The sequence below is a fragment of the Methanobrevibacter sp. TMH8 genome (genome assembly GCF_020148105.1).
Classification (GTDB): domain Archaea; phylum Methanobacteriota; class Methanobacteria; order Methanobacteriales; family Methanobacteriaceae; genus Methanobinarius.
The window spans coordinates 1-23,914 of record NZ_JAHLZE010000034.1 but is presented as its reverse complement, the minus strand read 5'-3'; the positions used below and the strand labels follow the sequence as shown (position 1 = coordinate 23,914).

17 protein-coding genes are annotated in these 23,914 nt (G+C 26.7%); 5 read left to right on the top strand and 12 right to left on the bottom strand.

Going from position 1 to position 23,914, the window contains the following annotated elements; all coding sequences use genetic code 11:
• Nucleotides 1–8: 8 nt before the first annotated feature.
• The 6 genes from KQY27_RS06870 to rbr form a co-directional block, all read right to left on the bottom strand.
• A complete protein-coding gene (locus KQY27_RS06870) occupies nt 9–2,777 on the bottom strand; it encodes a right-handed parallel beta-helix repeat-containing protein (RefSeq protein ID WP_224425833.1) in 2,769 nt (922 codons plus the stop codon).
• A gap of 21 nt (nt 2,778–2,798) precedes the next feature.
• Nucleotides 2,799–3,272: a hypothetical protein gene (locus tag KQY27_RS06865; RefSeq protein WP_224425832.1), complete on the bottom strand. Its 474-nt coding sequence runs from the start codon at nt 3,270–3,272 to the stop codon at nt 2,799–2,801.
• 13 nt (nt 3,273–3,285) lie between these two features.
• The gene (locus KQY27_RS06860) at nt 3,286–5,871 is read right to left on the bottom strand and encodes a transglutaminase domain-containing protein (protein ID WP_224425831.1); all 2,586 of its coding nucleotides are present in this window, start codon (nt 5,869–5,871) and stop codon (nt 3,286–3,288) included.
• A 551-nt stretch (nt 5,872–6,422) separates the two neighbouring features.
• On the bottom strand, nt 6,423–7,343 hold the full coding sequence (locus KQY27_RS06855) for a DUF2121 domain-containing protein (RefSeq protein WP_224425830.1): 921 nt from the start codon (nt 7,341–7,343) through the stop codon (nt 6,423–6,425).
• Between the two features lie 545 nt (nt 7,344–7,888).
• Complete coding sequence (locus KQY27_RS06850) at nt 7,889–8,269, bottom strand: desulfoferrodoxin (protein ID WP_224425829.1); 381 nt, start codon at nt 8,267–8,269, stop codon at nt 7,889–7,891.
• Nucleotides 8,270–8,602: 333 nt separating this feature from the next.
• Nucleotides 8,603–9,175, bottom strand: a complete 573-nt coding sequence (gene rbr, locus KQY27_RS06845; protein ID WP_224425828.1) for a rubrerythrin — start codon at nt 9,173–9,175, stop codon at nt 8,603–8,605.
• A 301-nt stretch (nt 9,176–9,476) separates the two neighbouring features.
• Between rbr and KQY27_RS06840 the strand changes: the two genes are divergently transcribed.
• The 3 genes from KQY27_RS06840 to KQY27_RS06830 all read left to right on the top strand — a co-directional run bounded on the left by KQY27_RS06840 (nt 9,477) and on the right by KQY27_RS06830 (nt 13,358).
• Nucleotides 9,477–9,974, top strand: coding sequence for a hypothetical protein (locus KQY27_RS06840; RefSeq protein ID WP_224425827.1), 498 nt, complete (start codon nt 9,477–9,479; stop codon nt 9,972–9,974).
• Between the two features lie 441 nt (nt 9,975–10,415).
• Nucleotides 10,416–12,683, top strand: a complete 2,268-nt coding sequence (locus KQY27_RS06835) for a DHH family phosphoesterase (RefSeq protein WP_224425826.1) — start codon at nt 10,416–10,418, stop codon at nt 12,681–12,683.
• A gap of 102 nt (nt 12,684–12,785) precedes the next feature.
• Entirely contained in the window at nt 12,786–13,358 is a 573-nt protein-coding gene (locus tag KQY27_RS06830) for a TMEM175 family protein (protein ID WP_224425825.1), read from the top strand.
• A gap of 46 nt (nt 13,359–13,404) precedes the next feature.
• Here KQY27_RS06830 and nth read toward each other — a convergent pair whose 3' ends face one another.
• The 3 genes from nth to KQY27_RS06815 form a co-directional block, all read right to left on the bottom strand.
• A complete protein-coding gene (nth, locus tag KQY27_RS06825) occupies nt 13,405–14,007 on the bottom strand; it encodes an endonuclease III (RefSeq protein WP_224425938.1) in 603 nt (200 codons plus the stop codon).
• Nucleotides 14,008–14,184: 177 nt separating this feature from the next.
• Nucleotides 14,185–15,570 (bottom strand): 3-phosphoshikimate 1-carboxyvinyltransferase, encoded by a 1,386-nt coding sequence (aroA, locus tag KQY27_RS06820; protein WP_224425824.1) that lies wholly within the window; start codon nt 15,568–15,570, stop codon nt 14,185–14,187.
• Between the two features lie 113 nt (nt 15,571–15,683).
• The gene (locus tag KQY27_RS06815; RefSeq protein ID WP_224425823.1) at nt 15,684–18,413 is read right to left on the bottom strand and encodes a valine--tRNA ligase; all 2,730 of its coding nucleotides are present in this window, start codon (nt 18,411–18,413) and stop codon (nt 15,684–15,686) included.
• Between the two features lie 680 nt (nt 18,414–19,093).
• Between KQY27_RS06815 and KQY27_RS06810 the strand changes: the two genes are divergently transcribed.
• Nucleotides 19,094–19,450: a hypothetical protein gene (locus tag KQY27_RS06810; protein ID WP_224425822.1), complete on the top strand. Its 357-nt coding sequence runs from the start codon at nt 19,094–19,096 to the stop codon at nt 19,448–19,450.
• Between the two features lie 138 nt (nt 19,451–19,588).
• Nucleotides 19,589–21,241: a phenylalanine--tRNA ligase subunit beta gene (gene pheT / locus KQY27_RS06805; protein WP_224425821.1), complete on the top strand. Its 1,653-nt coding sequence runs from the start codon at nt 19,589–19,591 to the stop codon at nt 21,239–21,241.
• Between the two features lie 60 nt (nt 21,242–21,301).
• Here pheT and KQY27_RS06800 read toward each other — a convergent pair whose 3' ends face one another.
• The 3 genes from KQY27_RS06800 to mch form a co-directional block, all read right to left on the bottom strand.
• Nucleotides 21,302–21,712 carry a secondary thiamine-phosphate synthase enzyme YjbQ gene (locus KQY27_RS06800; RefSeq protein WP_224425820.1) on the bottom strand — a complete coding sequence of 137 codons (411 nt, stop codon included), beginning with the start codon at nt 21,710–21,712 and terminating at the stop codon, nt 21,302–21,304.
• Between the two features lie 4 nt (nt 21,713–21,716).
• Complete coding sequence (locus tag KQY27_RS06795; RefSeq protein WP_224425937.1) at nt 21,717–22,244, bottom strand: GNAT family protein; 528 nt, start codon at nt 22,242–22,244, stop codon at nt 21,717–21,719.
• Between the two features lie 306 nt (nt 22,245–22,550).
• Nucleotides 22,551–23,513: a methenyltetrahydromethanopterin cyclohydrolase gene (gene mch, locus KQY27_RS06790; protein ID WP_224425819.1), complete on the bottom strand. Its 963-nt coding sequence runs from the start codon at nt 23,511–23,513 to the stop codon at nt 22,551–22,553.
• Between the last annotated feature and the right edge of the window lie 401 nt (nt 23,514–23,914).

Sequence of the window (23,914 nt, the reverse complement as noted above, 5' to 3'; positions counted from 1 at the left end):
AAAGTTATTTAATTCTTATTTTTCTTAATAGTATTCTTATATCCATAGACACAAATTCTATTATTTGATATTTTACCTAATTTATTACCAGTAACTGTATTGCGATCTCCTGAAATTTTTATTCCATGAATGCTACATAAGCGGACAGAATTACTAGTAATCTTATTTTTATCGCCATTAACCTTAATTCCATGATTTTTACTTTTATTTGCTGAGTTTTTTGTGACTTTATTTGCATTTCCAAAGATTACAATACCATATTTTTTGTTATTGTTAGCTGTATTTTTGTTTATTAAATTTTGATGACCATAAACATAAATACCTAAATTTTTTGACTTGATTTTATTACTATTTATAATATTTTTAATCCCATTTGAATAAATACCTCTATTTCCACTTTTTAAATTATTACTTTTAATAGTATTTTTATCTCCTTTAACATAAACAGAGTAAAATTTGGATTTTATTGTGTTTTTAATGATTTTATTATAATTCCCTATTGCATATATACCATTTTTAGTGTTTAAAATTTTATTATTTTGAATATAATTATAATCTCCTTGAATCTTTATCCCATGTGCCTTAGATCCATTAATAATATTGTTAAATTTAACCTTGTTTTCAGCACCATTAATCCAAATACCTATATTTCCAGATTTATAAATCTTATTATAAGCTACATAATTTTGATTATATGCAAGATAAATACCAAAATAATTATTCTTCAAAAGATTATTAGTAATCCTATTGTTAGAATCATATGAGCTAATACCTGCACCAGAACAATGATGTACATAATTATTATAAACCTTATTAGAAGTTCCCGCCATTATACTAATACCATCACGATAAATTCTATAAATAGTATTATTAAAAATTTCATTACTGTCACCATAAATGTCAATACCCTCATAATGTCCATTGAGAATATTGTTGAATGAAATTTTACTATAATATACAGATTCTAACAACATAGCAATATCATGATTAAAGATTTTATTTTTTGTAATAACTAAATTTTCACCATCATTTATATAAAGACCATTACCCATTGCATTATTAAGTATTTGATTAGAACTAATAAGAGAATCTCTAATTGAATTTATGTAGACATTATTATAGCCATTACTATTTATAAAATTATTAATTACAGTAATATTATTTGCATCTTCAAGATAGACACCCTCCAGAGGATTACCAACAATTCGATTATTGCTAATTAGAACATTATACAAAGAAGATATATACAAACCATAACCCGGATTATTATTATATCCATTAAATTCTAAAATATTATTAAGTAATTTAGAATTTTCAAACCAATATAATTCCATACCACTAAGTATCGAATATCTAATAGTATTATTCTGAATTAAAGTGTTAGATAATTCATTTGCATAAATACCTACTTCATTAACCTTAAGAATAGTATTTTTGGAAATAGTTAAATTATCACCATCATATAAATAAATACCATTACCACCACAATCACTAATAGAATTATTATATAAAACCCCATTAACAAGAGTATATATGGAAATAGCAGATCCTCCAGAAGTTATTTTGTTATTAGATATATTAAAATTTGAAAAACTGTCACCATCAACACCATTTCCACCAGAGCTAATAGTATTATCAAGTAAATTGACTTTATCAACATTAACCAAATAAATACCCATATTCTCAGAGCTAATATTATTTTTAGTAATGTTAAGATTAGTTATTTCATTTACTGAAACACCAGAATAAGCACTAGAAATAGTATTATTATTGATAGAAACATCATTGGATTCATCTACAAAAATACCATCCCCATCAGAGCTAATAACATTATCATTTATATTTAATTTATTAATATTGGAAATAGAAATTCCTCTTTCTTGAGATTTTAGAACTTTATTTTTATTCACTTTAACATCATTACTGTCATAAACAGAGATACCTCCATTTGCACCATCAACAGTGTTATCACTTATTTCAACATCAGAAGCATCAATTGCGACAACACCATCGCCCGCAGCATTTTTAACCTTATTATTTTTTATCTTCAAATTTTTGGAATTGTATGTAGATATTCCAGATCCTGAAACACTATCAACATCATTATCCTCAATAGTCAAATTCTCAATAGTGTCTGTATAAACACCATCATTATCAACATTACTAATGTTATTACCATTAATCCTAGTATTATTAGATTCAGAAATATAAATACTTGAATCAACACCATCAATATTATTAGTAGAAATATTAACATTATTAGATTCATAAATTGAAATAGCATTACCTCCAACAGAAGAAGTGATACTATTATTCTCAATATTCAAACCATTAATATTATCAAAACTAATAGCTAAATCAGAATCAATGAAAGTATTATTAATAATATTGATGTTACTAATACCTGAACCAGCAACTCCCATAGCATAGTTTATAATAGTAAACCCTTTAATCAAAACATTATCTCCAAATATACTAAATGCAGTACTAGCTGGATCATCACCAAGACTACCATCCAATACAACACCCACATCTGCAACAATAGACATAGCACGATCAATCATCAGATCAATACCACTATAAACACCACCAACACTAGTAAAATTAAAATGCAAAACATCAATACTACTATCAGCATCAAGAGCATTCTGAATATCCTCATTAGTCCAAGATTCATTTATAAATAAAGAACCTGCACTAACACTAGATATTGAGAATGCCAAAACCATAAAAATGGTTATAATTATTAAAAACTTTTTATTAAACAACAATTTCATCACCTTATAAACAATATTTTATTATACTGCGTCGGCCATTTTACCTGTTTTATCACTTATTATAGTTCCGCCCAATATTTTCCCATTTTTAGGATCAATAAAGTCTACAAACCATAAACCATTTCCGTTATATTTTACATTCTTAACTACAGCATTTTTTCCATAAAATTCCCTATTTGAGTCTAATATTTTATTAGCTTCCTTAATAACATCAGATTTAGAAGTTATAGTTTTTATTTTAGAATCAGAAAATTTATTATTATCATTAGAATTTTTTGAATTTTTATTTGTAACTATGTTGTTGCTATTATGAGCAGAATTATTGTTTGTTTCTGATTCGTTTAATGACATATTATAATCATTTTCTGAAGATTTGTTGGTTAACATAAAATTATTTTCTGAAGAATTGGTATTATTATAAATCATACTGTAAATCCCAATACCTCCAATTAATAATAAAATAATTATTATCAAAAAGATTATTTTTTTATTCATAATATCACACACATTAAATATCTATTATTATATGGGGACCATGTTTAGTTTTTCTGTTACTAAAATTAACAATTTTTCCAAATGAATTTCTGCTGCTTGTTGTGTCACTTTCCACCCAATTTCCAACAAATACAGACACCCATACATGCCCATATACAGATCCACTTGAAAAAGTACAACTTTTATAGTGAATATATTTTGAAGGAATTTTTGCAGTACGAAGCATACTTATTAATAAACTAGATTGATCAACACAATTTGCTTCTTTTGATGATAATGTACCAATAGCCATTTTTTTAGTGCATTCATAAAATCTTGACTTTGGAGGATATTTTATATTATTCTTAACCCAGTTAAAAAGAGCTTCAGCTTTTTTAGTAGGCGTTAACTCACCACTAATTTCAGATATTATACTTTTTGTTAAAGATGTAATAGCTTTATTATCTGTAGGTGCCTTTTTAGAATTTACTAAATAATCGCCATAGTCCTTCAATTTTTTAGAAGAATCATCAATAAGTAAATAAATACTAGAATCTGACTTTTCATAAAAATGATATGAAACTTTAGATCCTGTCTTCTTATTAGTAAGTTCATAAGTATATCTTATATATGGAGTCAAAGACTTATGATTAATACTAGTTTTTCTTGAAGATACAAAATACATGAGTTTGTTGTCTGAAGTAGCTTTTGTGTGCTTAGATACAACATTACCTATAGAATAGCTTCCATTAGATTTTCTAGTTATACTTAGCCAATTTCCATGAGTAGTAGGAACTTTTGATAATTTTGTAGTCCATTTCAAAACACCACTACTATTTGTACCCCTATACCATCCACTATTATTCACCATATAAAAATAATCAGTTACTACATTTGAATTCTTCTTAAGGTTCCAATAGCTAATTTTTTTAGAATTAACATTATAATTACTTAAATTAATTAAACTAGCTAAATGAGCATTTTCATGGTTCAAAAAAGGAATTTTAACGTTATTTCCACTTTTAATTGTAGTAGATGATGAATTGTTCTTTGTAGATGGTTTATTAGTTGTTGATTTATTACTAACAGAAGTCCTAATAGTTGATTTAGCAGTACTACTTACTTTAACAGAGTTACTTACAGACCATGTTTTTCCACCTTGAGAATAGCTAATTTTTACAACAATATTGGATTTACTTTTTACACCTACAGAATAAGTTCTTGTAGCTACACCATTTAAATTAGAAGTAATTTTCTTGCTATTACCTGCAATCACTGTAGAAAAAGTTTTAGATGGAGTATAAGTCAAAATATTTCGCCTAGTACCATTTATATATACATTACCATTTTTATTATATATTGCCCCTCCGATATTATCTCCAGTCTTCAAAGCAAAATTGACAGTTAATCCTTTGTTTGGTTTGACTACAGTTGGAGCTTTGAGTGTAATACTAACAACTTTCGCAAGATTAGAACCCATACTTACTTTAGAAGTTCTTAAAGTACCAGCACTCTTATATATTCCACTACCACAATTAGCAGCAGTATTACTCTTAATACTACCTCCACTAATATTTAAATCTTTATTAGCATATATTCCTCCACCATTAGAACTAGCTTTATTAGATGCAAAATTTGATGAAGAAATACTCAATGGTGCATTATTATAAATTCCACCACCATTTTTAGCAGAATTATTAGTAAATTTAGAACCTGTTACAGTACTTCTACTAGTACCAGTTGTATAAAGTCCTCCACCATTATTATTTGCAGTATTTTTATTAAAAGAACTAGAGCTAATTGAAATTCTGTTATTTGAATATATTGCTCCTCCATTGCCAGTTGCTTTATTATTATTAAAAATAGATGAGCTAACAGTTAGTGTTGTTCCAGATGTTCCTGCCCATATTGCACCACCTCTTGGAGCAGAATTACCAGTGAAAGTACAACCACTTATTGTGTTATTAGTTCCAATAATAAAGTACAAAGCACCTCCACCATTAATCCCTGAATTATTAGTAAATGTACAGTTTATTATTCTTCCGTTTGAAGAGTGGGAGTCAATAGCTCCTCCTGCTCCTCCACCACCACCATTGGTATCCAGATAAGCAGCCTTATTATTTACAAAAATACAATTTTGAATTAAAGCATTAGTTGAATCTTCATGTAGAATGAGTCCACCATTAATGCCTTTATTATTAATAAATTCACAATTAATAATGGTTAAATTACTACCTGCAGCATAAACACCAGCACCATATGATGAATCAACATCTGCATTTCTAAAAATCAAATTTTCTAAACGAACATTATCTCCTGAAATACGCATAATCCTAGAATTACCACCTTGACCATCCAAAATAGCCTTAGAACTCGCAGATTGACCCCTAATAACAACATTATTTTTATTAACATTAATAGTATCAGCAGTTCCAGGAGTATACAACCCATTACCTAAATTAATAGTATTAGAACCAGAATCAATCTCATCTTGAATAATCTGAAAATCAGCAGCTGAAGTAGCTGCACACGACAGAGCTAAAGTCATAAATAACATTAATAGTCCTATAACAATTTTATCATGTTTTATTTGTTTTATCATAACATTTTCACCTCGCATTTAAAATTTTTTCACCCCCTTAGACCTTATTAAATGTAAAAAAATTCATTAAATTAGTCAAAAAAACTAAACGACTACAAATACATTAACAAATCAATTTCCAAATAATATTAATATATATTTAATTATTACTGTAATATCATACAATAATAATATAATATTAATATTATGTATGAGTAAAAGGATATATAAGCTTTTCTATCAAAATAAAGAGCATATAGATTGTATAAACTTATATATAGAACAAATAAACATTATAATAAAAAATAAAAACATGTAGATAAAATAAAATGAGAATAAAGAAAAAATAAGAAATAAAAAATAATACTCACATACAAGTATTTAATAAAAATTCACAAAAAAAGAAAAATATCAACTAATTCTAACAAATGATTATTAATAAATAAAAAATATTAAAAAGTAAATATAAAAAATAAACAAAAAAAAGACAAGATATAATAGAAATAAAAAAAGGACCATTAAATAAATAATAAAAAAAATATTAAAAAATAAATATAAAATATAAAAAATAATAAAATAAAAAGCTATAACTAAAGGTTACATAAAATTATATCACATTTAAGGCCGGTTTTTGTTCTTTTGCTACAGAGTACTTCATTTTCAATGACAATTTCGTCTCCGACTTCTATATTTTCTTTATCAGAGATCATTATTACTCTTTCTTGAGGTTTAGCTAGTTGTTTCCAATTAGTATCATAGGCTTGAACGTCTTCATTTAGAGTTACTTGTAAAATAGAACCATCTACTTCAGAAACAACACCGACTTTCCCTTCATCTATGATTTTAGTAGCTAATTGGATAGTTTCATTTTGTTCAATTAGGTCTTCTTTTAGCTTATCTCTCCATTTGCCTAAAAGTTGAACATCTCTTTTAATTGTTTCATCTAAATGAGTTTGAGCTTCATCTTTATTAAATTCAGGATGAACAATCATAACATCCGATTTTTTACCTAATGAAGGAGTTTTAGTTGAAACTTCACTTAAAACAGCTTCAAATATATCACCCATATATTTCAAACTTACATTATCTTTCCATTTCTTGCTTATTAAATCATTAGCTATAGATTTTGATATTTTATTTCCAAATAAGATTATTGCATTTTCTCCTTTTTCAGAATTAGTAATATCAGAACCTAACATTTCGATAATTTGATATCCATTGCTAGTTCCATAAATACGTTTACGTCTAGTTTCAGTAGTACTTCTTGAACTTACTTCACCTACAATAACATTTTCAATATATCGTATTTTAGTTGCATCATCACTAATTTTTAAAGTTATATCAAGTTCACTAGCTCTTTTTTTAAGATCATCATCATTTGTAATTAGCCCAGAATATAGTTCATCTTCTAATTCTTCACGTTTATCTTTTTCACCAAAATAAGCTATTCTTCTTTTGTCACTAGCCATGACACATCCTTTTTTACCTACATAAGCAATTATTAAACTCATATGACACACCTGCAGTAAATTTATAAAAAATATTTATAAGATATTAATAAAAGATAATTATAAAATTGTTCATTATCATTATAGAAACCATTATAAAGATAACATTATAATTTAAATAATAATAGTAGAATAATTATTTTTTTCTAATATATCTATCTAAAGATATCTAAGTATACAATAACTAAATATATCTAATTATACACTAATACTTTACTCATTATTAAAATTAGAATTATTAGTATTTATAATTTTATTTCAATTTAATTTATTAAAATATATAAAAATATATTAAATTATTATTAAAAATATTATTAAAAAATTATTAAATTTATTTAAAAAATACCAGAATAATTAAAAAATAAAATAATAATTAAAAAATAATTAAATAATAATAAAGTAATAATAAAATAAAAATCAAAATAAGCAAAATAAAGATCAAAAAGGATATTTCAATAATTAAAATCTAATTGAATATATTAAAAATAAAAAGAGAATAGTTAGATAAACTAACTAGACTAAAAAACTAGTTAAAGTAATCGAACAAATTAAGAATGCCATAAACCGTGAACATTACAATATTCACGAGCTCGTAAATCATCGATGTCTGCACAGACTTCGAAAACAGCTTTAGGTTCATCGCCAGCATTTAAAAACTTACGATAGATTTTGTCTCCAACAAATAGTTCAACAAAGCATATGTGGTGTTCTTCTATCATTGGATGAGGAACTTCTCCGATTTTTACAACAATTTTATCCCCGTCTTTTTCAATAATCGGAATATGTTTTTCAGGTCCAACATCTAGCTGCCTTTCTTCTAATAACTCCATATTTTCTCCACAGCAGACTAATTGACCTTCTCCTTCTTTTACTACTTCAACCATATTTCCACAGACATTACATCTGTATATTTCATTGAGTTTTGTCATTTTATCATCTCTTATTAATTAATTATAATATATAAATACATACAAATAAATTATACAAATTATAAAGACTTATAATAATGATTATAATAATGAAATTTAATAATGAACTACATATAAAGACTTATGATAATAATTTTCATCTTATATTGCAATAATAGGATAATTACAAAAATTTTATATATTAAAATGCGTATTCTAACAATATAAGATAAAAACTATAAAATAAAAATTATAATATACAAATTATATTAATTTATAAATTATAATAATTATTAATTTATAACTAATAAAATTTGTAGATAAATATTTTTATTAAATTACTTAAATCCTTGTTTAGAATTCATCACAGATGATTTCAAAGTATTTTGCAGGATGATCACATGCAGGACATTTTTCAGGAGGTTCCTTACCAACTTGTACACGTCCACATTTACGGCACATCCATTTTACTTCTTTATCTTTTTTAAGAACAGTACCATCTTCAACTATTTTAAGTAACATTTTATATCTTTCTTCATGATGAACTTCAGCTTGACCAATAGCTCTTAATCTACTAGCTATTTCTGTAAATCCTTCTTCTTGAGCTACTTTTGCAAATTCTGGGTACATTTCACTGTTTTCAAAATGTTCTCCAGCTATAGCTGATTTTAAATTAGCTACAGTATCTCCTAATACACTAGGTGCTTCTGCAACTACTTCAATATCGTCATCATTTTCTTTGATTTCATTAATAAGTCTGAACAGCCATTTAGCATGTTCTCTCTCATTTTCTGCAGTTTGGAGAAATATCTCTGATATTTGCTCATAACCATCTTTTTTCGCTTGTTTTGCATAAAAAGTATATCTGTTTCTAGCTTGGCTTTCACCAATGAAAGCTTTAGTCAAATTTTTTAGAGTCTCTGACATTCATATCACCTATGTAATAACTATTGTCTTACATTTATTATATAGTTTTTGATGTTTTTATAAAGATAATATAATAAAGATAATCTAATAAGATAATCTAATAAAAATATAATATCAAATAATTAAATAATAAACAAAGATAATTAATATAAACTAATTAATAATCAAGCTAAAATAATCCATATAAAATATATATAAAAAATATAAAAAATATAATTAAATCAATGAATTTTTTAAAAAAAAGTTCAATTTTAGTAATAATTTTTAATAAGATTTATATTTTATAATAAACATAATATCCATGATGAATAAAAAGACTATTATTGTGATTGCAGTATTACTAGCTACTGTTTCAGTTAGTGGGTGTATAAAAACCCCAATGGACAATATAAATGATATAATACCTAATTTAAGTCAAAGTATTGAATATGGTGATTTAAACTATAATGAAGCCGTGAAATATTCCAATAGTAAAAATTATGTTGCTGCTGAACAAAAAGTTCAAAATGCTAGTACTAATTTTCTTGATGCTCAAAACAAGATTTTAGAGATTGAAAAATATAAAGAAAATATTAATGATACTGTATATATTCAATATATTAATTTAATTGAACAAGAATTAGTTTTAAAACAAAATGCGACTGCATACCTTCAATTAGGCATACAAGCATTTAAAAATGGAGATAAAAAATTAGCTAATGGATATATAAGTTCAGCTAATAGCATTATGAGAGAAGCAGTAAGCATTCAAAATCAAAGAGAAAATCTTGTTAAGAATAATCCTAATAAATTTAAATAATATACAAATAGTACATAATTAGTAAAAACCTCTAAAAGAAATATCAAATAATCGAAATAGAATATATAAATAATTAATATATAACTAGCTTTTATTGTAAAATATGCTTATAAAATCCTTATTAAAAGTTGAATTAAAACTATAACAACTTAAATAACTTATAAATAAATATAAATAAGTATAAATTATTTATAACTTACTTAAAATTACTTATAAATACTTAAAAATTACTATTTTTATTAAATTAAATCGAATTATTTTAAATTATTTATTTCTAAAATAAAAATTAAAAAAATTTAAAGATAATAAAATTAGATAAAGATAGCTATAGATAGATAAAGAAAAATAGATAGAAATTAAGAGAAATAAATAGAAAAAAATTGAAATAAATAATAGATAAATAATAGAAAATCTAAAATATAATCCTAATTGAGGCAAAAAATGAAAAAATCATGTCCTAATTGTAAAGGTGAAGGATCCTCAAAAATTGATCAAAAAATTTGTGAATCCTGTAATGGAACTGGTTTTCAAGAAAGTTTTGAAACCAAAAATCATTTTAAAGGTGTTAATAACAATGCCAAAGCAAAATTTGACTTAGAAATGGATCAAGATATCCCTTGTGAAACTTGCAAAGGAAAAGGAGTAATTGATGTTCTGGAAGAATGTGATACTTGCAAAGGAACTGGGGAAATTAACAGCTGTGAATCTTGTGGTAAAATCATAGGAGAAGGTAAAAATTATTGTGATAGCTGTAAAGTCAAATTAAAAGAAGAAAAAGAAAGAAAAGAAAAAGAAAAAGAGAAAAAGGAAAAAATGAGAAAAGAAGAAATAATTAAAAATAAAGGAAAAATAACTAAAGTTTTTGAACTTGATCCACTCTGTGAAATGGAAGACCTTGAAATAGGTTCAATATATAAAGGTAAAATCACTAGAGTTGAAAAATATGGAGTCTTTGTTAGCTTAAATAATCAAGTTTGGGGATTAATGAGAACTGGAAATCCTGATCATTCTGTAGGTGATGAGATATTTGTAAGAATAACTGAGATTAAAGCTCATAAACGTGAAGTAGATATGGGTCCAGCTAGTATTATAGGAAATGTTCAGATAGAAAAAGTTAAAAAGAACATAGCTAGAACAACTATTGTTTCTTTAGATAATAAAATGGGTAAAGTTGTTAGAATAGAAGGAGAAGTTATACAAGTACAACAAACTTCAGGCCCTACCATATTCACTATTACAGATGAAACAGGTATTACTTGGGCTGCTGCATTTGATGAAGCCGGAGTAAGAGCTTATCCACATATTGAAACTGGAGATATAATAGAAGTGATGGGAGAAGTCAACCAACATAGTGGTAAAGTCCAAATTGAATCAGAAATAATTGAAAAATTAGAAGGAGAAAAAGAAGATTCAATTCGTGAAATGATTGACAAAGCATTAGATGAGAAAGCAGAACCAGAAGAAGTTCCAACACTTATCAAAAGCCCAATACTTGATAAACTCCAGCCAAAAATGAGAAAAGCTGCAAAAACCATAAGACGAGCTATTATGGATGGTAGAACAGTTTTACTAAGACATCATGCAGATGCCGATGGAATATCTGCAGGAGTAGCTGTGGAAAAAGCTATTCTCCCATTACTTAGAGAAATAAGTCCAAGTAGTGATGCAGAATGGCATTATTTCAGAAGATCACCAAGTAAAGCTCCTTTCTATGAACTTGAAGATGTTATAAAAGATCTTTCATTTGCATTAGAAGATTTAGAAAGACATGGGCAAAAATTACCTCTCATTGTACTTCTCGATAATGGATCAACAGAAGAAGATGTTCTTGCTCTTATGAAAGCAAAGATATATGATATTGAGATAGTTGTAATAGACCATCACTTCCCTGGAGAAGTAATAGATGGAAAAGTTGAAGTAGATGAATTTGTAGATGTTCATGTAAATCCTTATCTTGTAGGTGGAGATTCACAGATTACAGCTGGAGCATTAGCTGTAGAAGTAGCTAATATAATAAATCCTGAAATTAAAGATCTTATACTTCACCTTCCAGGAGTAGCTGCTCTTGGAGACCATGCAGACTCAGATGAGGCAAAGGAATATGTAAAACTTGCAGGTGAAAAAGGATATAGTAGAGAAGATTTAGATAAGATAGCTGCATGTGTTGACTTTGAAGCTTATTTCCTTAGATTTATGAATGGAAGAGGAATTATGGATACAATTTTAGGTGTTGATAATCTTGATAAACACCAAAAATTAGTAGATGCTTTATACAAAGAATATAATAAGAGAATTGCTATACAGATGAAAGCTACACTTCCAAATGTTAAAGAAGAAATTCTTCCAAATGGAATCCATTTTAATGTATTAGATGTTGAAAAGTATGCTCATAAGTTTACTTTCCCGGCCCCAGGAAAAACATGTGGATTTGTTCATGACAAATATGTAAAAGAACTTGGTGAGGAAACACCAATTATAACTCTTTCATATGGTCCTGATTTCGGTGTTATAAGAGCTACTGAGGTTATTAATAAGAAATTTGGATTTAATCTCAATGAAATCATATGGAAACTTCAAGATAAAATACCTGAAGCAGGAATCGATGGTGGAGGCCATGAAGTAGCAGGATCTATTAAATTTGTGGAAGGTTTATCAAAAGAAGTTTTAAGTAGTTTTGCAAAAGAAATAGCTACACTTTCACCAAAATAAATAAAAAAATATCTATTAATCAAATCAAAAATAAACATCAGCGACATAAATCAATTAACAATAATTAAATAAATAATTAATAATAAATGAGTGGGGGTTAAAATGGATAAAAACCGATTAGAATCCTTTAGTGATGGAGTTTTAGCAATCATCATTACAATTATGGTGTTGCAATTAGGTGTTCCAAATAGTTCGGAAATGACAGCATTATATCCAGTTATACCGGTATTTCTTGGTTATGTACTTAGCTTTATATATGTGGGAATTTACTGGAATAATCATCATCATCTTTTAAAAACTCTTCATCAAGTTTCAGGAAGTATTCTGTGGGCAAATCTTATTTTACTCTTTTGGATATCTCTTTTTCCATTTACTACTGCTTGGATGGCTGAAAATCACTTTACAACATGGCCAACAATTTTATATGGAATAGTACTCTTAATGGCAGCAATAGCTTATAATATTTTAGAAAAACTTATTATTAAAAATGAAGGAGAAGAATCTGAACTTAAACAAGCAGTAGGGAAAGATAGAAAAGGAAAAATATCTATATTATTATATCTTATTGGTATTTTTACTGCATTTTTTTGGCCACATCTCTCTCAAATATTTTATGTTATAGTTGCAATTATTTGGTTAGTTCCAGATCGTAGAATTGAAAGAATTTTAGACTAAAAATAATTAAAACAAAAAATTATAATCAGTACAGAATATATAGTAATTATAGAATATTTTCCTTATAATAATCACATAAATCAGTAAGAGGGCATTGATCACAAAGTGGATGAAGTGGTCTGCAAATAGTCTGGCCAAACTGAACAATTAAGTCATTCATTTCAATCCAAAGATGTTTTGGAACTATTTTCATCAATTCTATTTCGGTTTTTTCTGGAGTTTTTGTATGAACAATTCCCCATCTATTTGGAATCCTATGAACATGAGTATCTACAGGGATAGCTGGCTTTTGAAATGCAAAAACAAGAACACAATTAGCTGTTTTTTGACCAACACCAGGTAATTCAAGAAGTTCTTTTAAATTATCAGGTACAACTCCTCCATAATGATCAAGTAAAAGTAAAGAAACTTCTTTAATCCTGCTAGATTTAACTCTAAAAAAACCTGCACTTTTAACAAGTTTTTCAATATCTTCAATTGGAGCATCAGCTATTTCATGAATATCTTTATATTTAGCAAATAACTGACTAGTAGCTTTATCAGTATTAGCATCTTTTGTTCTTTGAGATAAAATTGTTCTAATAAGTACTCTATAAGGATCCCTATCTTCAAAAACACGAAGAGTATAAAGATTATTTAACTCTCTCATTATTTTTTCTATCCTTTCAGAGATATCAAAACTTTTAATTTTGTTTTTACTCTTATTCTTGCTTTTATTTTTGCTTTTATTTTTGTTTTTATTTTTGTTTTTATTTTTGTTTTTGTTTTTAGAATTTGATTTAGAAATGTAAATCACCTATTCTAAGGTTAATTATTTATTAATATCTTAAACACGGCATTCATCAAATAATCCTAATTCTATACCAATTTCAGCCATGGTTTCAATAAAGTTAGGGAAAGAAACATTGAAAACATTTCCATTTTCAATAAGAATATCATGTTTTAAACCGATTAAGCTAAAAGCCATAGCTAATCTATGATCATTGTGAGATGTAACTCTATTAGAAGATGAATTTTCTAGATTAATCCCACTGAGGATTTCCATTCCATCCTCATTTTCCTTAATTTCACAGCCTAATTTAGATAATTCTTCAGCACATTTAGCTATTCGATCAGTTTCCTTAAATCTAGCATGCCTGACTCCAAAAATTTTTGTTTTACCATTAGCTAAAGCTCCTAAAGTAGAAACTGTAGGTAAAAGGTCAGGAGCATTATGTAAATCAACCTCAAATCCATTTAAATTTCCATCAGAAGATAATGTAACAGAAGCTGAATCAATTTCTATTTTCATTCCCATTTTTTCTAGAATAGTAAGAATTAACTTATCTCCCTGTTTAGAATCATTAAATAGATTTTTAACAGTTATTTTTCCACCTAAAATAGCTATTGCCCCTAGTAAATATGAGGCAGATGAATAATCCCCTTCAATTGTATAATCAATACCTATGTATTTCTGTGGTTTAATTGAGAAAAAAGTTGAAGAACATTTTTTATCAATCATATCACAATCATCATGCTTAGTATATAAATCTGTTTCTATTTCAATACCAAATTTTTCCATAACATCAAGAGTCATAGCTACATATGATTTTGAAATGAAATCTCCTTTAACATTTAAATCAATACCTTTTTCAGAGATAGCTCCAGCTATTAAAAGAGATGAGATAAATTGAGAACTTACACTTCCATCAATTGAAGTTTTTCCCCCAACAAAGCCAGGTTCTATTTCAATAGGAGGTTTTCCATTGCCAAGAATAGACTTTGCATTAACTCCTAAAGGTTTTAAAGCTTCCAGTAACATATCCATAGGACGTGTTTTAAGAGAATCATCTCCAGTGAACACAGATCCATTTTTAGATAAACCTGCAACTGAAGTCATTATCCTAAGAGTAGTTCCAGAATTTTTCAAATCAATAGGACCTTGAGAAGAGTTTTCAATCTCTTGTACTCCATTTACCCCATTTATTTTCCAAAAACTTTTTATATTAGGATTATTCCCAAGAGAATTAAAATTAGATGTGTCAATATTAGCACCAAAAGTCCTACAAACATTAACTGAGGCAAGAGTATCTTCAGAAGCAAGAGGATCATACAATTTAGAAACACCATTAGCAAGAGAAGCTATAATAACAGCTCTATGAGTATAACTTTTAGAAGGAGGTGCCTTGACAATTCCTCCAACATCTGAAACTTTATTTACCTTTAAAATCATTTTTAAGTCCCTAATTAATTTTAATATTTATTTAATTGATATTTTATTTTATATTTTATTTATAATAATTTAAATCAATAGTTTATATAACTTCAATAGTTATCTGACCATTTTTATCTAACTATTTCAAATATAATATCTAAATTTTCCCCTTGAACAACATCAACTTTTTTACCACTTTTTCCGAGAACTTCTTTTTTCATATTAACATGTTTTTCAGTGATAATATTATCATCAATAGCTATTTCACCATCTTTCTCAAATAATTTAGCTATTTCATCAGGATCAGTTGAACTTATATATTGTATAATTTTTGGAGCTTCTCCTTTAAATTCAGGCCCAATTTTATCCATTGCTGGAGTAATTTCAACTACTTTTTCATGAACATCTGGTTTTCCTTCACTTAATTTAAGCTCATTTATTTTCAAAGTACCTTTAATATCATCAATATACTCTTCAAAAGTAGATTTTAATTTATCATTTGTATAAATATTAACTTCTGCTAAAGGAACATTTAACGGAATTTTAGAAGAAGATTTAAATCGTCTTATTTCACCAATAACTCCAATAACTAATTGACCGGTTTCTTCAGAGTTTTCATTAATTAAATCATTATTAATTTCAGGCCAATTACTTGTATTTATACTATTATCCATAGAATTTCCATTATCATTTTCAAAGTATTGATATACTTCATCAGCAAAGTGAGGAGTTATAGGAGCAAGAAGTTTCAAAGATGTTTCAACGACTGTTTTTAAGGTATATTTAGCAGCCATTCTTGATTTTTCACAAATATCCTCATTGTAAAGCCTATATTTGACAGCTTCGATATATTCATCACAAAAATCATGCCAAACAAATTTTTCAATGGAGTTAATAGCTGTTGCAAAGTTATAAGTCTCATAACTTTCAGTAACAAGTTTATTAAGACTATTTAATTTTGAAAGTATCCATTTATCTAGAGGCATGAGATTTTCTTTTATTTTCTTCTCATCTTCTTTATTTGTAGGTATTCCATCAGCTAAAATATGCATACTAATAAACCTAAATGCATTCCAGAATTTTCTAATGAATTTATAACCATATTTAATATCTTTCCAATCAAATGGAACATCAGACCCCGGAACACTGTTAGCTGCCCAAGTTCTAAGAGCATCTGCACCATATTCATCTATAACTTCTTCAGGACCAATAACATTGCCCCTAGATTTACTCATCTTATAACCATCTTCACCAAATACCATACCATTAATAACTATCTCATCAAATGGTTTTTTTCCTTCAAGAGCCAAGGTTCTAATAGTAGTATAAAATGCCCATGTACGAATAATATCATGCCCCTGTGGACGTAAATTAGCTGGGAAATTATCATGGAAAGATGGTTCAGGCCATCCTGCTATATTAAGTGGTGAAATTGAACTATCCATCCAAGTATCTAATACATCATCTTCTCCTCTAAAACTAGTACAACCACATTCACATGCTTCAATAGATGGATTAGTTTGAGTTGGATCAATTGGTAACTCTTCTGGAGATGGAAGATGAATTTTACCACAATCATCACAGAACCAAACAGGAATCGGAGTTGCAAATATTCTTTGTCTTGAAATACACCAATCCCATTCCATAGAATCTGCCCAATTTAAAAGTCTACTTTTCATATGTTCTGGAACCCAATTCATAGAATTAACTGCAGATTTAACATCATCTATAAGTTTACTAACAGCTACAAACCATTGTTTCTTAACAAGAATTTCAATAGGTGTTTTACATCTCCAACATTGTCCAACATTTTGATCAACTTTTTCTTGTTTAACTATACATCCTTCTGATTTTAAATCTTCGATAGTAGCTATTTTACATTCTTTGAGAGGGATTCCTTCATATTTACCAGCAGCTTTAGTCATTATTCCTTTCTCATCAATAGCTTCAATAATATCTAAATTATGCTTGTTTACCCAAGATACATCAGTTTTATCCCCAAAGGTACAAACCATAACTGCACCAGTACCAAATTCAGGATCAACTTCTTCATCAGCTATAACTTTAACTTTTTGTCCAGAAAGAGGAACTTCAACTTCAGAACCTAAAATATCACTATATCTTGGATCTTCAGGACTAACTACAACAGCTACACACGCAGACATAAGTTCAGGCCTAGTTGTAGCTATTAAAATTCCATTATCTTCATCATTACTATTATTATTACTATTATCTTCAGTTTCATTAGCTAATGGGAAATTAACATAATTCAGGAAAGTTTCATTACTATTATACTCAACTTCTGCAAAAGCTATAGCTGTTTCACACCTAGGACACCAGTTTACAGGATGAATTCCTTGATAAATAAGACCTTCCTCATACATTTTAAGGAAAGAAAGCTGTGTTTTCCTCATATATTCAGGAGTCATAGTAATATATTCTCTTGACCAATCTTGAGAATATCCAAGAGCCTGCATTTGATTTTTCATTAGAGAAATGTTTTCTTTAGTAAGATCTACACACATTTTACGAAATTCTGCTCTTGAAACATCATTTTTCTTAATATTATGAGTTTCTTCAACTTTTACTTCTGTTGGAAGACCATGACAATCCCATCCTTGAGGGAATAAAACATCATATCCATTAAGACGTTTAAATCTAGCTATTATATCAATATAAACCCAATTTAAAACATGCCCCATATGAATAGAACCTGTTGGATAAGGAGGTGGAGTATCTATTATATATCTTGGTTTAGTTCCATCACCTATGAATTTGTAAATTTGATTATCAGACCACTTTTTCTGCCAATCCTTTTCTTTTTTGTATTCATAATCTTTAGGAATGTTATCTGCTTTCATGAATTTTCTCCATTATTAATAATATCTTAAATAATATTTCAATGAGGATTTTAATAAGTATTTTAATAATATTTAAATGATATTTTAAATAATACTATATATAATATTTTAATGATTATTTTTCTTTAATAATTTTTTTAATAAATTATTTTTAAATAAAACTTAAACAAAATTTAAATAAATGAACATTAAGCTTTCTATTTAATTTTTCTAATACAAAATATTATATTATAAATTGTATGTATCAAATAGTTTATATATTTTAAATAAAAATAACACAAATAAAAAAATATTTTTCAAGTATATTCTAATTTTTTTTATAAATAATTTTAATCTAAGTTTAATTTCTATTTAATTCCAATTCTGATATTATTTACTTTTTATTACATTTATTCATAATTTATTTTATTATTCATAAATATTTTATTTAAAAAAATTAATATTATAGATAACTATTTATTCAATAATTAATATAATAAAATTATTATGAATGATATAGATATTTATCTATATATTTCTATTTATAACTAATTATAAAGATATTTGATAATAAAAAATAATAAAAATTATTAAAAAATAAAAAATAATAATCAAATGAATATAAAATAATAATCAAACAAAAAAATATATATAAAATATATATAATTACTAATGATTAATATACTAATGATGGTGAAATAATGGAATTGTTGTGGTTCTATATAGCTATTATGCTTGCTATAAGCGACGAAATACATAGTTTGCTTATGTGGAATTTCCTTCGTGATTTTTACACAATATTTGGAGGATTAGTTCAAGAAATGGTTTATTCCAACTTACAAGCATGGCTTGTTCATGAAAGTTTAGAGGCATTATTCCATTTTGTGATACTATCTATAGTGTTTTTTTCCATAGAAATAGGGATTTTAGCAGGTTTAGTTCATTTTGTTATAGATGTAATTCATTCTCTTACTATAAAACATATGAGCCATCTAGAACATAGAGCTTTGCATTTTGTTTTTGAGTCCATTTTCTTTATAATGATTTTTGGATTTTAAATCAATCCAATATTAAATATAATTTAATGAATAGATTATAAATTAAATAATTATAAATTAAAGTTAATTAAATAGATTATAAATTAATTTAATTAAATTAAGTTAATAAATTGCTTATAAATTTCAGGAGAATAATTAATGCCAGTAATTACATTTAAATATCAAGATTTGAAAGAACTTGGAATAGATATGGAAGATGATAAGCTCATTGATATTTTACCTATGCTTGGAAGCGATATAGAAGATTTTGATGATGAAACAATTAAAGTAGAATTTTTCCCTAATCGTCCAGATCAACTGTCTGTTGAAGGAGTTTCTCGTAGCTTAAAAGGATTTATTTCACAAGAAACTGGACTTCCAGAATATGAAGTTGAAGAATCTGGAGAAAGTGTCTTTGTAGATAAAGAAATCGAAAATATTCGCCCATATATAGCTTTCGCATTAATTAAAGATGTTGATTTTACTGGTGATAAATTAAAACAAATAATGGACTTTCAAGAAAACCTACACTGGGTTATTGGAAGAGATCGTAAAAAAGTAGCTATTGGTATTCATAACCTCGATGTTATTAATGGAGATTACAAATATATTGCAAGTTCTCCAGATGAAAATAGTTTTGTTCCTCTTGAACATTCAAATGAGCTGAATCCTCAAGAAATATTAAATGAACATGAAAAAGGATCCAAATATGCAAAACTTATTTCAGAATTTGATAAATATCCATTGATTCTTGATAAAGATGATAATATTCTATCTATGCCACCAATTATTAATGGTGAATTAACTAAACTTACAGAAGATACAAAAAATATTCTTGTTGATGTTACTGGAACCGATTATCGTGGAGTTAATCAAACATTAAATATCATTTGTAGTTCCTTTGGAGAAGTTGGGGGGAAAATAGAAAGTTTAAATATTGTTTATGAAGATAAAACTATTACAACCCCCGATTTGTCTCCAAAAGTAAGAACAGTTCGAGTTGATGTTTGTAATGAACTTATAGGTGGAGTCAGATTAGATGCTAATGATGTTGTTAAGTTTATGTTAAAAGCAAGAATGGATGCTGAAGTAATTGATGAAAATGAAGTTATGGTAAAAGTTCCATCTTATAGAATTGATATCCTTCATGAAGTAGATTTAGTTGAAAATGTAGCTATTCAATACTGCATAAATAAAATAGAAGCTAAACTTCCTGATGTTTCAACAATAGCTTATGAAAATAACTGGTTTAAAAGTGAAAAAATTATTAGAGAACTTTTAGTAGGACTTGGTTTCCAAGAAGTCATGAGTTTAATGTTAACCAGTGAAGAAAGTCACTATGAAAAAATGAAACAAAAAGAAGACGAACATGTCCAAGTAGCTAAACCTATTACAATAGATAGGACAATGATTAGAAAAAGTTTAATCAACAGTTTAATGGAATTTTTAGAAGATAATAAACATGAAGATCTTCCACAAAAGATATTTGAAATTGGAGACACTTTATACCTTGATGAAGAAAAAGAGACTAAGGTTAACAGTGTAAAAAAACTAGCTGGTGCTATTTGTCATTCAACAGCTAATTTTACTGAGATTAAATCCACAGTAGCTAGTGTATTAGCTAATTTAGGTTATAATATGGAGATTTCATCTTCAGAAAACCCTACTTTTATTGAAGGTAGAGTAGCTGATGTTAAGGGAACAAGCCCCAATGGAAAGGTAAAAGGATTCTTTGGTGAAGTTTCTCCAGAAGTTATTACTAATTTTGAATTAGAATATCCGGTAATAGCTTTTGAAATAGAATTTGAATAAAAAGATATTTTATTCATTATAATGATGCATTCATAAGAATATTATCAAAATTAATAAAAATTATTCCCCAATAACAGTAACTTCAACAGTTCTTTTTCTTGGACCATCTAATTCTATAAAAAATAGTGATTGCCAAGTTCCGAAAGCTAATTTTTTATCTGAAAAAGGAATTGTTTCACTTGGACCTAAAAACAAAGCCCTTAAATGAGAATCAGCATTATTGTCAATAATATCATGTTTATAGCTATTATCTTCAGAAACAATATCTTTTAAAATAATTTCAAAATCATCTAATAATCCTGATTCATTTTCATTAACTACAATAGCTGAAGTAGAATGCTTTGAATATATATTAACAATCCCATTAACTATTTTACTTTCATTAATAGCTTTTTCTACTTCTAAAGTAATATCTAAAATATCAGTTCTTTTAGAAGTATCTAAATATATTTTGTCTTTAAAAATAACCACATTATCACTTATTTTTTCTAAATGATATATACTCTTTTTTTAGTATAGAATAAAATAATCTATCTAAATATTCTCCATCAACAAAAAAATAATCTCTTAAAGTTCCTTCATATGTCAAATTACATTTTTTAATAATAGATTTAGAATATAAATTATTTTCTGCATGACATATCTGAATTTTATGTAAATCGACTTTATTAAAACCAAAATCTAATATTGATTTAGTAGCTTCTGTTATATAACCTCTTTTTTGAAATTTAGTACCAACACAATATTCAATTTCAGCAAAATGATTATCAGTATCTATCAAGAAAAAAGCTATCTGACCTATACATAAATTTGAATCTTTTTCTATAATAGCCCACCTATAATAATCATTATCATCATATGAAGAAATATATTCATCTAAAAGCTTTTTAACTTCTTCATAAGTAGTATATATAGGTTCAAAATATAAAAATTGAACATTAGGATCACTAACCCAATAATCTAACATATCCTTATTATCTTCATATTGAAATTTTCTAAGAATTAACCTATCAGTTTCAATTGTTTGAGTACCACAATGAAAAATTGTATAACCCCCTTAAAAGTTATTAATTAATATTATATATGTCTAATTAAATATTAATATTTAACTCATTTTAGATTCATTTTGGATTCTTTTGGATTATATTAATTTATAAGGAGGATAATATTTTTGTAAATAATAAAAATAGTTGTTCAATGAAAATAAATATCGTTTTAAAAAAATGAAAAAGGATAAAAATAAAAATAAAGAATGAAAAATAAAAATGAAAATATTGAATAAAAAAGTTATAAATTAATAAAAATTAATCTATAAACCAAAAGATTTCTTTAAAAGATCTACGTTTACATAGCCTGCTTTAAAGAGCTCACCAGTTCTTAAATCATTAATAACAACTTCAGCAGGAGCAAACATTCCTTTATCTATTTTATAAAAATCAAATTCAGCTTCTTTGAAAACATCAAAGAAAGGCTTTCCATAACCATCAGCAGCTGATGAAGGTAATTTTTCAGCTAATGCTTTGATATCGTCGCCTTCTTCAGATTCGATGTAATAATAAGTTCTTCCACCGAAAAGTACTGCATCATTAGTTTTACCCATAGCTTTTAATCCATCTGGGTCGATTGGAGCTATTGGAGCAATACCTGCTGCATATTTGACTTTATTTACATCAAAATGAAGAGCTTCTAGCATTTTGTAGGTTCCATTTTCTACAACTCTTCCAGCGATTTGAATAGATCCAACAAGTGAAGATGTAGGAGCAACAAGTAAAGTTACATTTTTAACATCTACCCCACAATCTTTAGCTATAGCTTCTGCAACATCGTCACCAGGTAAGTTGTCAGATTCAAGAGTAAGAATAGCTATATCTGCATCATCTTCATAGTTGATTTCTTCATAAGTTTCAGCTGGTTTTTTAGCTAAAGCTCTAGCTGGGCCAGAACCTAATGCAAAGAAATCACCAACACTTACAGACCATCCTGCTTTTTGCGCACCGAGAGTGGAAATAGCCGGGAAGTCTGTTTTAATTTTTACAGAAGGAAGTGCGAATTTTTCAGATAAATCTCCAGGAATTGAAATTCCTACTTCAGCCAAACCTCCAAGACAAACTTTAGTGTACATTTCACCAGCTTTTAAGCTTCCAGCTACATCTACACCACAATCAATAATAGTTGCACCATTATTTAATTTGGAAACAGCTATATTAAGTTCATCTGCTTTTTCAATCATTACATCTACAGTTTTTTTAGCTTCTAAGTTAACACTAAGCATAATTTTACCTCATATAAAATTAAATTGAATATTATAACTTATTAAATTTATGACTTATTAAATTTCATTAGTTTATAATAAAAATAATAATAAATATAATAACAATTATTTTTTAACTATTTTTTTTAAACTATTTTATAAAATATTATATTAATATATTAATGATTATTTTTCTATATATTTAAAATTTTATAAAATATTTTCCAATAAGAATATTGATAGATATAGGAAATAATGAAAAAAATTAATTAAAACTAATAAAAAAATGAATAAAAAACTAATAAAAGAGTAAATAAAAAACTATAAAAAATGAATAAAAAACTAATAAAAGAGTAAATAAAAAACTATAAAAAATGAATAAAAAACTAATAAAAGAGTAAATAAAAAACTATAAAAAATGA

Coding starts and splice junctions, on each gene's coding strand:
- KQY27_RS06870 (WP_224425833.1), bottom strand. CDS start 2,777: ATGAAATTGTTGTTTAATAAAAAGTTTTTAATAATTATAACCATTTTT.
- KQY27_RS06865 (WP_224425832.1), bottom strand. CDS start 3,272: ATGAATAAAAAAATAATCTTTTTGATAATAATTATTTTATTATTAATT.
- KQY27_RS06860 (WP_224425831.1), bottom strand. CDS start 5,871: ATGCGAGGTGAAAATGTTATGATAAAACAAATAAAACATGATAAAATT.
- KQY27_RS06855 (WP_224425830.1), bottom strand. CDS start 7,343: ATGAGTTTAATAATTGCTTATGTAGGTAAAAAAGGATGTGTCATGGCT.
- KQY27_RS06850 (WP_224425829.1), bottom strand. CDS start 8,269: ATGACAAAACTCAATGAAATATACAGATGTAATGTCTGTGGAAATATG.
- rbr (WP_224425828.1), bottom strand. CDS start 9,175: ATGTCAGAGACTCTAAAAAATTTGACTAAAGCTTTCATTGGTGAAAGC.
- KQY27_RS06840 (WP_224425827.1), top strand. CDS start 9,477: ATGATGAATAAAAAGACTATTATTGTGATTGCAGTATTACTAGCTACT.
- KQY27_RS06835 (WP_224425826.1), top strand. CDS start 10,416: ATGAAAAAATCATGTCCTAATTGTAAAGGTGAAGGATCCTCAAAAATT.
- KQY27_RS06830 (WP_224425825.1), top strand. CDS start 12,786: ATGGATAAAAACCGATTAGAATCCTTTAGTGATGGAGTTTTAGCAATC.
- nth (WP_224425938.1), bottom strand. CDS start 14,007: ATGAGAGAGTTAAATAATCTTTATACTCTTCGTGTTTTTGAAGATAGG.
- aroA (WP_224425824.1), bottom strand. CDS start 15,570: ATGATTTTAAAGGTAAATAAAGTTTCAGATGTTGGAGGAATTGTCAAG.
- KQY27_RS06815 (WP_224425823.1), bottom strand. CDS start 18,413: ATGAAAGCAGATAACATTCCTAAAGATTATGAATACAAAAAAGAAAAG.
- KQY27_RS06810 (WP_224425822.1), top strand. CDS start 19,094: ATGGAATTGTTGTGGTTCTATATAGCTATTATGCTTGCTATAAGCGAC.
- pheT (WP_224425821.1), top strand. CDS start 19,589: ATGCCAGTAATTACATTTAAATATCAAGATTTGAAAGAACTTGGAATA.
- mch (WP_224425819.1), bottom strand. CDS start 23,513: ATGCTTAGTGTTAACTTAGAAGCTAAAAAAACTGTAGATGTAATGATT.